Consider the following 11847-nt stretch of genomic DNA (forward strand, 5'->3'; position numbering starts at 1 on the left):
CGCCCGCAACCTCTTGTCGCAGTGGATGAGCAGGGCGCGCCTGAACCGGCATCACAGGAGGGTTTGCGATGTCGTTTCAGCGTCTCGTCCAGGCCGCGTTCGCAGCGCTTGCCATTGCCGCCAGCGCGCCGGCGTCGGCCCAGCAGGTCGTCAAGGTCGGCTCGACGCCGACGGGCATTCCCTTCACCTTCCTCGACACCAAGACCAATAGCATCCAGGGCATCATGGTCGATCTCATCACCGAGATCGGCAAGGACGCCGGCTTCACCGTGCAGATCGAGCCGATGCAGTTCTCGGCGCTGGTGCCGTCGCTGACCTCGAACAAGATCGACGTCATCTCGGCCGCGATGTTCGCCACCGCTGCGCGGAAAGAGGTGATCGACTTCTCCGACGCGGTCTACACCTATGGCGAAGGCCTCGTGGTGCCGAAGGCCGACAGCAAGAACTACGCCTCGCAGGAGGATTTGAAGGGCGAGACCGTCGGCGCCCAGGTCGGTACCGCCTTCGTCGACGCGCTGAAGAAGACCGGGCTGTTTTCCGAGGTGAAGGTCTACGACACCATTCCCGACATCCTGCGCGACGTGAATGCGGGCCGCCTCAAGGCCGGCTTCGCCGACTATCCGATCCTCGCCTACAACCTCAAGCAGGGCAATTTCGCCGAGGTGCGGCTGGTCGATTCCTACAAGCCCGTCACCGTCGGCACCGTCGCGATCGGTGTCCGCAAATCCGACGGCGCACTGCTGGCCAAGATCAACACCTCACTCGCCAAGCTGAAGAAGGACGGCACGATCGGCAAGATCCTGGAGAAGTGGGGCCAGAAGGCCGATGCCTCCTGAGATGCCCGGCGAACGCGTGATCTGAGTCGATGCAGAAGTTTTACAGCGATGCCGTCGAGTTCGTGCCGATCCTGCTGCAGGGCGTCTGGCTGACGGTCATCGTCACCTTCGGCTCGCTCGCGCTGTCGACCGTGCTCGGGCTGCTCTGGGCGCTGATGCGGGTGTCCGGCATCGGCGTGCTGGTCGGCCTGTCGTCCTCGCTGATCAACGTGATCCGCGGCATCCCGATCATCGTGCTGCTGTTCTACCTCTACTTCGTGATGCCCGACTTCGGCATCGCGCTGACGGCGCTGCAGGCCTCGATCCTTGGTCTCGGCATCGCATACTCGGCCTATCAGGCGGAAAACTTCCGCGCCGGCATCGAGGCGATCGACAAAGGGCAGATCGAGGCGGCGCAGACCATCGGCATGGGCTGCTGGCTGACCATGCGCCGCGTGGTGTTGCCGCAGGCGATCAGGATCGTGCTGCCGCCTTACGGCAACGTCATGATCATGATGCTGAAGGATTCGTCGCAGGCCTCGACCATCACGGTCGCCGAGCTCGCGCTGCAGGGCAAGCTGATCGCGTCGTCCACGTTCAAGAACACCAGCGTGTTCACACTGGTCGCGCTGATGTACCTCACCATGAGCATTCCGCTGATCCTGCTGGTTCGCCATTTCGAGAAGAAGGCGAACCACAAATGATCGAGCTGTCCGACGTCCACAAGAGCTTCGGCAAGGTCGAGGTGCTGAAAGGCATCACCGCCTCCGTCGCCAAGAGCGAGGTGGTCTGCATCATCGGTCCCTCGGGCTCGGGCAAGTCGACCATCCTGCGCTGCATCAACGGGCTTGAGAGCTACGACCGCGGCGATATCAGGATCGAGGGCGCGCGGGTCGATCGTGACGACCGATCGATCGTCGCGCTCCGAACGCAGGTGTCGATGGTGTTCCAGCGCTTCAATTTGTTTCCCCATCGCACCGCGCTCGAGAACGTCATCGAGGGCCCGCTCTATGTAAAGAAGGAGCCGCCGGCCGAGGCGCGCGAGCGCGGCCGGGCGCTGTTGGCGCAGGTCGGGCTTGCCGACAAGGAAAACGTCCATCCGCCGCAGCTGTCCGGCGGCCAGCAGCAGCGCGTCGCGATCGCGCGTGCGCTCGCGATGAAGCCGAAGGCGATCCTGTTCGACGAGCCGACCTCGGCGCTCGATCCGGAACTGGTCGGCGACGTCCTGTCGGTGATGCGCAAGCTCGCCGATGACGGCATGACCATGGTGGTCGTCACCCACGAGATGGGCTTTGCCCGTGACGTCGCCGACCGCGTGCTGTTCATCGACGGCGGCGTGATCGTCGAGCAGGGCGCCGCAAAGTCCGTTCTCAACCAGCCGCAGCACCCGCGCACGCAGGATTTTCTGCGCCGCGTGCTGCATCCGCTCTGAGTCCTGGCCATGACCGCACCCGCCCGTTTACCGCTGCCGCCGAGCCTCTATGCCGACACCGCGGTGCCGCCGACGCCGACACCGCCGCTGACGTCAGACGAAACCGTGCCGGTCGCGATCATCGGCGGCGGCTTCACAGGGCTCTCGACCGCGCTGCATCTGGCCGAGCAGGGCGTCCAGGCGACCGTGCTGGAAGCGCAGGAGCCGGGTTGGGGTGCCTCCGGCAACAATGGCGGTCAGACCAATCCCGGGCTGAAGCACGACCCTGATCAGATCGAGGCGGATTTCGGCGCCGAACTCGGCCGCCGCATGATCGCATTCTCCTACGGCACCACGACCTTCACCCACGATCTGATCCGTCGCTACCAGATCCCCTGCGAAGCCCGGCAGAACGGCACGCTGCGCGCCGCCTACAACGAAGCCAGCGCGGCGGCGATTGCGGCGACCGCGAGGCAGTGCATCGCGCGCGGCATGCCAGTGAGCCTTCTCAACGCCGCGCAGACGCGGGAGATCACCGGCAGCGATCGCTATCTCTGCGCCATGCTGGATGCGCGCGGCGGCGATCTGCATCCCCTGAGCTACGCGCGCGGTCTCGCGCGTGCCGCGATCAGCGCAGGCGTGGCGGTGCATGGCGAGACGCCGGCGCTCTCGCTCAAGCGCGACGGCGGCAAATGGCGGATCGAGACGCCGCGCGCGGTCGTGCATGCCGACAAGGTGCTGCTCGCGACCAATGGTTTTACGGACGATCTCTGGCCGGCGCTTCGCCGCACCATCGTGCCGGTGTTTTCGTCGATCGCCTGCACCGCGCCGCTCTCGGACGCGGTCGCGCAGTCGATCATGCCATCGCGACCGGTGCTCTACGAGAGCGGCCACATCACGGTCTACTACCGCATCGACCAGCGCAATCGCCTGCTGATGGGTGGCCGCGGCCCGATGCGCTGGATCAACAGCCCGTCCGACGTCGCCTATCTGATCCGCTACGCCGAGCGGCTGTGGCCGCAGCTCAAAGGCGTCAGCTGGACCCATGGCTGGAACAGCCGGCTTGCGATCACCAAGGACCATTATCCGCACGTGCATGAGCCCGCGGAGAATCTCATGATCTCGCTCGGCTGCAACGGCCGCGGCGTCGCGCTGTCGACCGCGATGGGCGCGCAGCTCGCGCGTCGTCTGATCGGCGGAGCCAAGGCCGAGATCGACATGCCCGTGACCGGTATCAATCCGATCCCGTTCCACGCGTTCTGGCCGGTCGGCGTCACCGCGGCCGTGCTGACGGGCAGGGTGCGGGACCGGCTCGGACTCTAAAGCGCGATGCGATTACGTTGAATCGTCATCGCGCTTTAGCCCTTTGTTTGAGCATGATCTTTTCGGAAAACCGCTTCGCACTTTTCCGGATCATGCTCTAGCCTGACGCGCGCAGGGACGCGCGCGCTTTCTTCACGCGGCTCGTCGGCGAAGCCGATCGCCTCTTGGGTTCGGGCGCCGGTCCTGCGGCTCGGCTTTGCGGCGTTGGTTCATAGCCCAGCCGGATCGACAGCATTTCGGCATGGGTCATCACGATGCGGGCGAGTTCGGGCACCCGTTCCGGCGTGACGCGCCTGCTCGGCCCGCTGGCGCTGATCGCGGCGAAGACGTGGCCGGCGCTGTTGCGGATTGGCGCACCGACGCAGCGCAGCTCGGGCTCGTGCTCGCAGTCGTCGATCGAATAGCCGCGCGCCCTGATCGCGGCGAGCTCGGCCTTCAGCCGCTTGGGATCGGTGATCGTCTTGGGCGTGAAATGGGCGAGGCCCCCGCGGATGACGCGGTCGATCGCCGCCTCGCTCTGGAAAGCCAGCGCGGCCTTGCCGACGCCGGTCGAATGGCAGGGAGAGTTCTCCATCGTGATGACGGTGTTGTGTGGGCGCGCGATCTGGTTACGGCGGCTGACGAAGACCATCTGCGCGCCGTCGAAGATGCACAAATGCACGTCCTCGCCGCTGAGCTTGGCGAGCGTGTCGACGAAGGGCGGGGCTTCCCGATAGAGCGGCAGGTTCATCAGCGCGCTGCCGCCGAGCTCGAACAGCTTCAGGCCGAGCCGGTAGCGGTCGCGGCTGGCATCCTGTTCGAGGAAGCCGACGCTGCGCAGGCTGTCGACGATGCGATGAACGGTGGTGCGAGGCAGGCTGGTGCGCCGCGCGATCTCGACGACGCTGAGCTCGGGATCGGTCGAGGAGAACGCCTCGAGCACCTCGAGCATCTTGAACAGCGACTTCACGCTTTGTCGACTGCCGTCGGCGCTGGTCATGTCGGGACCTTCCAGGTGACGCGGCCATGCGAGACGCCAGCCACGAACCACACCCGACTTAAACGGAATCGGGCGCGGCGGCAATGCGGCCGCGCCCGCTGGCGAATGCTCACTCGGCTGCGACCAGCCTCTGGCCATCTTCGACCTCGAGCAGCGGCTTGAGGGCTGCGGCGATCGCTTCCTTCTGCCGGGTGGTTGGCGCCGGCATCGGTTGCCGAGGCAGACCGCTCGGCGAACCCTGCAGGGTGAGGGCGTGCTTGACACAGGCCGGCAAATTGTCGCCGACGATCGTGTTCCAGAACCGCAGCAGGCGCTTGTGGATCTCGAGCGCGGTCACATGGTCGCCGCGTTGCACGGCGTTCCACAACGCCACGCACGGGCCCGGAACGGCCGCCGGGTTCGCCGCGATCGTGCCATGTGCGCCGAGCGCGAAGGAGGGATACAGCAGCGCGTCGACCGCCGTCAGCACCACCTTGCCCTCGGGGACGCCGAGCAGCAGGTCGGCCATCAGCTTGAGATCGCCGGCGCTCTGCTTGACGCCGATCACGCCGGGCAGCTCTTGCATGATGCGCAGCAGCAGCGCGGGGCTGAGGTAGTTCCAGGGCACGACGTTGTAGATGATGACCGGCTGCTTGACCGATTCCGACAGCGTCTTGAAGTGGCCGACGGTCGCGTCCTCGTCCGGTTTGAACAGATAGTGCACCGGCGTGATCTGCAGCGCGGCGACGTTGACGGATTCAATCGAGCGCGCGCGCGCGATCGCTTCACGGGTCGAGTTGGCGATGATGCCGGCGACGAGCGGCACCTTGCCGTTCAATTCCTCGGCGCAGGCCTCGATCAGGCGACGAAACTCGTCGGCCGTCAGCGTGTGGCCTTCGCCGGTGCTGCCGCCGACGCAGACGCCGTGCACGCCCTTGTCGAGCAGGAATTTTACCTGTCGGCGGAACGCCTTTTCGTCGATGTCGCCGTTCTGATCGAACGGCGTGGTGAGGGGCGGAATGATCCCGGTGATCTTTGCTGGCACGTTATCCTCCTTTAATTGTCCGGAATGTGGACAATCAAATACGATGAATGATCGTACGGCGTCAAGATGACGCAAATCTGCGCTATCGATGCAGCTGCTATGCCGTGAAGAATGGTCGTCGGAAGAAAAAAGAGGCTTGACATGTGGGATAAGTCGTTGCTCATGATGTCCGCAATACGGACATAAGTCCGAAGGCGTGGATGGTCGCCCGCCGAAGCCGGAGGAAATTCTCATGAGCGGAATGGTTGGATCCATCGGATCCGCAACAGCGGACAGTGCCGTCGCCTCGTCGGCGGGGCGCGAGTCCAGCGATATCCGCAAGGTCGCCGTCGCGAGCGCGATCGGCAACATGATCGAGTATTACGACTTCACGCTCTATGCGACCGCGACTGCGCTCGTGTTCAATAAGATCTTCTTTCCGAGCTCCGATCCGCTGGTCGGATCGCTGCTGGCCTTCGCGACGTTCTTCGTCGGCTATTGCGCGCGGCCGCTGGGCGGCGTGCTGTTCGGCCATTTCGGCGATCGGGTCGGCCGCAAGACCGCATTGCTGCTCACCATCCTCATCATGGGGCTCGGCACATTCCTGATCGGGTTGATGCCGACCTACGAGCAGATCGGCGTGTTCGCGCCGATCTGCCTGATCGGGCTGCGGCTGCTGCAGGGCATCGGGATCGGCGGCGAGTATGGCGGCGGCATGGTGATGACCGTCGAGCATGCGCCGGCCGACCGGCGCGGCTTCTTCAGTTCGCTGGTGCATGTCGGCGTGCCCGGCGGATTTCTGATCCCGATCGCGCTGCTCGGAATTCTCTCCACGTCGATGAGCGAGGCGGATTTCCTGTCCTGGGGATGGCGGATCCCGTTCCTGTTCTCGATCGTGCTGGTCGGCATCGGCCTGTTCATCCGTTTCAAGATCGCGGAGACGCCGGCCTTCAAGCGCGTGCTGAGCGAGGAGGGCGCAGCGAGCGCGCCGGTGGTCGAGGCGGTGCGCAACCACGCCGGCAACATCCTGTTCGGGATTGGCGCCAAGATCGCGGAGAGCGGGCTGTTCAACATCTATGCGGTGTTTGCGATCACCTACTGCAAGACCAGGCTCGGACTGCCGAGCCAGACCATCCTCAACGGCGTTCTCGTCGGCTGCGCGCTGGAGTGCCTGACGTTGCCGCTGTTCGGCGCGCTGTCGGACCGGATCGGGCGGCGTGCGGTCTATGTCGGCGGCATGATCTTCCAGGTCGCACTGGCGCTGGTCTTCTTCCAGATGCTCAACACCGGACATACCGGAATGATCTGGCTCGCGATCGCGCTTGGTCTCGCGATCGGCCATGGCTCGGTCTATGGCGCGCAGGGCGCCTATTTCTCGGAGCTGTTTCCTGCGCGGATACGTTACAGCGGCCTGTCGCTCGTGCAGCAGCTCGGTCCAATCCTCGGCGGCGGTCTCTCGCCGCTGGTCGCCACCGCGCTGCTGGCCGAGCACGGCTCGCCATCATGGGTCGCCGGCTACATGGTCGCCATGGCACTGCTCTCGGCAGCCTGCGCCTTCGGCCTGCGTCCGCTTCGCGCCGGCAATTGAGCCGGTCCCGCTCTCGATGTCAGCCGCCCGGACGAGGCGGCGTTGCAAAACCACCGGAGGAAACTGCCATGGTCTCTGCCTTGCGCTTCTCTCGACGCAGCCTGGTCAAGGGTCTTGCTGTTGCGCCCCTCGCGATGCCCGCGATCGTCGGCCGTGCGCGCGCCGCCGATCCGATCCGCATCGGAATTTCCGGCCCGATGACCGGGCAGTTCGCCCAGAACGGCCAGTGGATGAAGAACGGCGTCGCGATCGCGGTGAAGCAGGCCAACGACAAGGGCGGCATCAAGGGACGCCTGATCGAGGTGCGCATCGCCGACGATCTCGGTCCCAATCCGACTGCGGCCGGCAATGCCGTCACCAAGCTCGCCACCCAGGACGAGGTGGTGGCGCTGGTCGGCCCGCACTACACGCCCGGCATCCTGCCCAATGTGCCATTGCTGGCGAAGTACAAGGTGCCGTGCCTGACGGGAGCGACCGGGCCGGTGGTGACGCAGCAGGGCAGCGCGTGGGTGTTTCGCGTGCGCCTGAACGACGCGATCGGCGCGGATCTTCTGGTCAAGTATGTCGTCGAAGACCTGCAGTGGAAGAAGATCGGACTCGGCTACGTCAACACCGCCTTCGGTCAGTCCGGCATCGCCGTGGTCAAGGCATCGCTGTCCAAACGCAGCATCGAGCCGGTTCTGGTCCAGGCCCACACCGATGCAACCAAGGACTACACCTCGCAGATCCTCGCCTTCCAGCAGGCCGGTGTCGACGGCATCATCGTCTGGACCGACGATCAGCCGGCCGGGCTGATCGCCAAGCAGAGCAAGACTCTCGGTGCCAAGTTCGGCATCGCCGGCAACACGGCGTTCTCCCAGCCGATCTTCCTCGGTCTTGCCGGCGAGGGCGCCGACGGCTGCATGGCGATCGGCGAATTCGTCAACGACAATCCCGACGAGCGCGTCCAGAGCTGGAAGAAGCTCTATGCCGCGGCCTATCCCGGCGACGAGCCCGAGCTCTACGCCACCGTCTACCACGACGCGGCGAAGCTGATCATCGCGGCGATGGAGCGCGCTGAGACCATCAGCGGCGAGGGGATTCAGCAGGCGCTGACCGCGATCCGCGACTTCCCGGGCATTGTCACGCGCTACGGCTGGACCGGCAATGGCGACATGACCCATTCCGGCATCATCACCCGGGTCGCCGCCGGCAAGCCCGAGATCGTCAAGGTCATCAGCAGCTGAGGACTGTGCCGCCGGATCGTCCAGCGGACGGGCCGCCAAGGGATCGCACGATGTTGCAGACATTTGTTCAAATCGTTCTGGTGGGATTGGCGGTCGGCGCGGCCTATGCGCTGGTTGCGCTCGGCTACACGCTGATCTGGAATGCGGTGTCGCTGGTCAACTTCGCCCAGGGCGACCTCGTGATGCTCGGTGCGTTCGTGTCGGTCGGATGGCTCGCCAACCGCCTCGGCATGCCGCTATGGCTCAATCTCGTGACCATGCTCGTGATCCTCGGCCTGTTCGGCGCGGCATTGGCGTGGGGGATCTACCATCCGTTGCGCAACGCCCCGCAATTGTCGGCGATCGTGGCGACGCTCGGCCTGTCGATGGCATTGCAGAACATCGCGGTCATCGTCTGGGGACCGCAGCCGCTGAACTTCGCCGGCCCGCTCGGGACGACGTCGGTGCACCTGTTCGGCTCCACGATCTACGCCCAGTACCTCGTGATCCTGGCGGCCCTCGCCGTCATGATGGCGATCCAGCACGGCTTGTTCCAGCACACGGCGCTCGGGCGGGCGATGCGCGCCACTGCGCAGGACGCCGAAGCCGCGCGGCTGATGGGCATCCCGACCGCGCGCATCATCGCCTTCATCTTCGCCTACGCCACCATGCTGGCGGCACTCGCCGGCTGGCTGGTCGCGCCGCTGTCCTATGTCTCCTCGGACATGGGCGTCAATCTGTCGCTGCGCGCCTTTGCGGCGACCATTCTCGGCGGCTTCGGCTCGATACCCGGCGCGCTCGTCGGCGGGCTGATCTTCGGTGTCATCGAGTCGGCCGGATCGTTCTACATCTCGTCGGAATACATCGACGTGATCGCATTCGGCGTGCTGATCGCGGTGCTGATGTTCCGCCCGCAAGGCATCTTCGGCGAACTCGAGCTGGAGCGTCCGTGATGACCGGCCATCAAGCCAATCTGCCGATGCGCACGCTCGCCCCGCTGGTGATCGGCGTCTGCGTTCTGTGCGGGATCATCCTGCCGCGCTTCTTGTCGGTGTATTACCTGCAGGTGGCCGACGTCACGCTGATCAATATCCTGCTGGTGCTCGGGCTCAACTTCATTCTCGGCTTCGGCGGACAGATGTCGCTGGCGCAATGCGCGTTCTTCGGCATCGGTGCCTACGGTTTCACGCTGCTGCAGGCCGCCGGCATGCCGGTGCCGGTCGCCGCGATCGGCGCGGTCACGCTCTCGGCTGCGGTGGGCATGGCGCTGGGCTGGCCGACATTGCGCCTGAAGGGCCATTATCTCGCGCTGTGCACACTGGCCTTCGCGCTCATCGTCGAGCGGCTGCTGGTGAACTGGGAGGGGTTGACCAACGGCGCCAACGGCATCACTGCGATCCCGGGCATCGGGCTCGCGGGCGAGAACGACAAGATGCTGTGGGTGCTGCTCGCCATCGTCGCCGCCGCCTATCTGCTGCAGGTCTGGATCGCCAACGGGCCGTTGGGCCTGCGCATCCGCGGCCTGCGCGACGATCCCTTGGCCGCCCAGGCCGTCGGCATCGACATTTCACGGCTGAAGATCATGCTGTTCGTGATCTCCGCGGCCTATGGCGGTCTTGCCGGCATCTGTTACGTGCTGCTGCGCGGCTACATCAGCCCCGATGTGTTCTCCTGGCAGTCGACCTTCTCGTATCTCGCCATGGCGGTGGTTGGCGGCCTCGGCAGCTCGCTTGGCGCCGTGCTCGGCGCGATTCTCTACACATTCGTGCCCGAACTGCTGCGCTTCATGCAGGAATACTACTTCGCCGTGTTCGGAGCGATGGTGATCCTGGTGATCACTTTCTTCCCCGCAGGTCTCGCAGGATTGGTTCTCTCCGTGTTCCGAAATCTTCGCCGGCGCGAGAAATCCTACGCTCGATCGGATGTGACCCGTCATGAACGCGCTGCTTGAACTTTCCGGCGTCACCAAACGCTTCGGCGGACTGACCGCGCTCGAAGATGTCTCGCTCTCGGTGGCGCAAGGCACGATCCATGCGGTGATCGGTCCGAACGGCTCCGGCAAGACCACGCTCTTCAATATCATCAGCGGCATCTACACGCCGACCGAAGGCGAGGTCTGCTTCGAGGGCGCCGCCGTGACCTCCAAGCCGCTGCACCAGCTCGCAGCCATGGGGCTGGCGCGGACGTTCCAGAACACCCGGCTGTTCGGTTCGATGACCGTGCGCCAGAACGTCCTGGCCGCGCGGCATGGGCGGTCCCATCCCTGGCGCTTCGATCAGGCGAATGCGCGGCGGGTCGACGAGATCATCAGGTTCGTCGGCCTTGCCGACGTCGCCGATACCGGCGCGGCGTCGCTGCCGCAGGGGCAGCGGCGGCTGCTCGAAATCGCCAAGGCGCTGGCGCTCGAACCGCGTCTCGTGCTGCTGGACGAGCCGCATGGCGGTCTCAATCACGCCGAGACGGCGCGGCTGATCGAGGTGATCCGCCAGATGCATGCGCAGGGCATGACGATCCTGCTGATCGAGCACGAGATGGAAGTGGTGATGACGCTCGCCGACCGGATCACCGTGCTCAACTTCGGCAAGGTACTGGCCGAGGGGACGCCAGGTGAAATCCAAAGCAATGCCGCCGTGATCGAGGCCTATCTCGGCCGCGCCGAACGCGAGGTGGAACTCCACGCAGAGATTGGTCGGGCCAGCGAAGGGACCGGCGCGCCGCTGCTCGACGTCTCGGACCTCGTGGTTCGCTACGGTGACATCGAGGCGGTGCGGCGGGTCTCGCTCAAGGTCGGCGTGGGCGAGTTCGTGGCGCTGCTCGGCAACAACGGCGCCGGAAAATCCTCGACGCTGAAAGCCATCGCGCGGCTCACGCAGGCCTCCGGGTCGGTGCGTTTCAACGGTCATGAACTGACCCGGGAGCCGACCGAACGTCTGGTCGGCATGGGGCTGGCGCTGGTGCCCGAGCGCCGGCGCCTGTTTGGCGGCCTGACCGTGATCGAGAACCTCAAGATCGGCGCGTATGGGCGGCCGCAGGCCGAACTCGCGGGATTGATCGAGGAGATGCTCACGCTGTTTCCGAACCTCAGGCGACTGTCGGCGTCGCTCGCATTCTCGCTGTCCGGCGGCGAGCAGCAGATGCTGGCAATTGCGCGGGCGCTGATGAGCCGCCCGCGCTTGCTGCTGCTCGACGAACCGTCGCTGGGCCTGGCGCCGCTGCTGGTCGAGCAGGTGTTCGGCAAGCTCGTCGAGGTGAACAGGCAGGGCACGGCGATCCTGCTGGTGGAGCAGAATGCCCGCATGGCGCTGTCGGTCGCCCACCGCGGCTATGTGCTCAGCTCGGGATGCGTCGTCGTCGAGGGAAGCGCCGCCGAGGTCGCGCGCGATCCGCGGCTGATGGGCGCCTATCTCGGTCACGGCGAAGCTGCGGAATAGAGCGCGAGGTTCGAGGCTGCTTTTCCTGCCTCCACGCCGCGGTCTCGGCTTGAACGCAGCCTCGCCGTGGTGCAGATGGAGGCAGGGTCACC

At 65.4% G+C, this 11847-nt stretch carries 11 protein-coding genes; 9 read left to right on the forward strand and 2 right to left on the reverse strand.

Annotation, left to right across the window (positions count from 1 at the left end; all coding sequences use genetic code 11):
* Positions 1-68: 68 nt before the first annotated feature.
* Genes JQ604_RS14595 through JQ604_RS14610 form a run of 4 tightly spaced genes read left to right on the forward strand, consistent with a single transcriptional unit; the run spans position 69 to position 3549 of the window.
* Positions 69-836, forward strand: a complete 768-nt coding sequence (locus JQ604_RS14595) for an ABC transporter substrate-binding protein (RefSeq protein WP_212358108.1) — start codon at positions 69-71, stop codon at positions 834-836.
* A gap of 29 nt (positions 837-865) precedes the next feature.
* Entirely contained in the window at positions 866-1519 is a 654-nt protein-coding gene (locus JQ604_RS14600; protein ID WP_212358109.1) for an amino acid ABC transporter permease, read from the forward strand.
* Positions 1516-2247 carry an amino acid ABC transporter ATP-binding protein gene (locus JQ604_RS14605; protein ID WP_212358110.1) on the forward strand — a complete coding sequence of 244 codons (732 nt, stop codon included), beginning with the start codon at positions 1516-1518 and terminating at the stop codon, positions 2245-2247. The genes JQ604_RS14600 and JQ604_RS14605 overlap by 4 nt, the downstream gene beginning before the upstream one ends.
* 9 nt (positions 2248-2256) lie before the next feature.
* Complete coding sequence (locus JQ604_RS14610) at positions 2257-3549, forward strand: NAD(P)/FAD-dependent oxidoreductase (RefSeq protein WP_212358111.1); 1293 nt, start codon at positions 2257-2259, stop codon at positions 3547-3549.
* Positions 3550-3646: 97 nt separating this feature from the next.
* Here the strand turns inward: JQ604_RS14610 and JQ604_RS14615 are convergent, their stop codons facing one another.
* Together JQ604_RS14615 and JQ604_RS14620 are read right to left on the reverse strand one after the other, a co-directional pair.
* On the reverse strand, positions 3647-4528 hold the full coding sequence (locus JQ604_RS14615) for an IclR family transcriptional regulator (protein WP_212358112.1): 882 nt from the start codon (positions 4526-4528) through the stop codon (positions 3647-3649).
* Between the two features lie 109 nt (positions 4529-4637).
* Positions 4638-5552 carry a dihydrodipicolinate synthase family protein gene (locus tag JQ604_RS14620; protein WP_212358113.1) on the reverse strand — a complete coding sequence of 305 codons (915 nt, stop codon included), beginning with the start codon at positions 5550-5552 and terminating at the stop codon, positions 4638-4640.
* A 232-nt stretch (positions 5553-5784) separates the two neighbouring features.
* On the opposite strand from JQ604_RS14620, the gene JQ604_RS14625 reads away from it, so the two are divergent.
* From JQ604_RS14625 to JQ604_RS14645, 5 genes are all read left to right on the forward strand, one after another.
* The gene (locus JQ604_RS14625; protein ID WP_249158270.1) at positions 5785-7119 is read left to right on the forward strand and encodes an MFS transporter; all 1335 of its coding nucleotides are present in this window, start codon (positions 5785-5787) and stop codon (positions 7117-7119) included.
* 68 nt (positions 7120-7187) lie between these two features.
* Positions 7188-8345, forward strand: coding sequence for an ABC transporter substrate-binding protein (locus JQ604_RS14630; protein WP_212358114.1), 1158 nt, complete (start codon positions 7188-7190; stop codon positions 8343-8345).
* Positions 8346-8395: 50 nt separating this feature from the next.
* The gene (locus tag JQ604_RS14635; RefSeq protein ID WP_212358115.1) at positions 8396-9277 is read left to right on the forward strand and encodes a branched-chain amino acid ABC transporter permease; all 882 of its coding nucleotides are present in this window, start codon (positions 8396-8398) and stop codon (positions 9275-9277) included.
* Positions 9277-10275, forward strand: coding sequence for a branched-chain amino acid ABC transporter permease (locus JQ604_RS14640; protein WP_212358116.1), 999 nt, complete (start codon positions 9277-9279; stop codon positions 10273-10275). Before JQ604_RS14635 ends, JQ604_RS14640 begins: the two co-directional genes overlap by 1 nt.
* Positions 10259-11755 carry an ATP-binding cassette domain-containing protein gene (locus JQ604_RS14645; RefSeq protein WP_212358117.1) on the forward strand — a complete coding sequence of 499 codons (1497 nt, stop codon included), beginning with the start codon at positions 10259-10261 and terminating at the stop codon, positions 11753-11755. The genes JQ604_RS14640 and JQ604_RS14645 overlap by 17 nt, the downstream gene beginning before the upstream one ends.
* Positions 11756-11847 lie beyond the last annotated feature (92 nt).

The sequence above is a fragment of the Bradyrhizobium jicamae genome (genome assembly GCF_018130695.1).
GTDB classification, from domain to species: Bacteria; Pseudomonadota; Alphaproteobacteria; order Rhizobiales; family Xanthobacteraceae; genus Bradyrhizobium; species Bradyrhizobium jicamae_B.

Bases quoted from the DNA above. Each gene is read 5' to 3' on its own strand.
- JQ604_RS14595 (WP_212358108.1), top strand. From the start codon at position 69: ATGTCGTTTCAGCGTCTCGTCCAGGCCGCGTTCGCAGCGCTTGCCATT.
- JQ604_RS14600 (WP_212358109.1), top strand. From the start codon at position 866: ATGCAGAAGTTTTACAGCGATGCCGTCGAGTTCGTGCCGATCCTGCTG.
- JQ604_RS14605 (WP_212358110.1), top strand. From the start codon at position 1,516: ATGATCGAGCTGTCCGACGTCCACAAGAGCTTCGGCAAGGTCGAGGTG.
- JQ604_RS14610 (WP_212358111.1), top strand. From the start codon at position 2,257: ATGACCGCACCCGCCCGTTTACCGCTGCCGCCGAGCCTCTATGCCGAC.
- JQ604_RS14615 (WP_212358112.1), bottom strand. From the start codon at position 4,528: ATGACCAGCGCCGACGGCAGTCGACAAAGCGTGAAGTCGCTGTTCAAG.
- JQ604_RS14625 (WP_249158270.1), top strand. From the start codon at position 5,785: ATGAGCGGAATGGTTGGATCCATCGGATCCGCAACAGCGGACAGTGCC.
- JQ604_RS14630 (WP_212358114.1), top strand. From the start codon at position 7,188: ATGGTCTCTGCCTTGCGCTTCTCTCGACGCAGCCTGGTCAAGGGTCTT.
- JQ604_RS14635 (WP_212358115.1), top strand. From the start codon at position 8,396: ATGTTGCAGACATTTGTTCAAATCGTTCTGGTGGGATTGGCGGTCGGC.
- JQ604_RS14640 (WP_212358116.1), top strand. From the start codon at position 9,277: ATGACCGGCCATCAAGCCAATCTGCCGATGCGCACGCTCGCCCCGCTG.
- JQ604_RS14645 (WP_212358117.1), top strand. From the start codon at position 10,259: ATGAACGCGCTGCTTGAACTTTCCGGCGTCACCAAACGCTTCGGCGGA.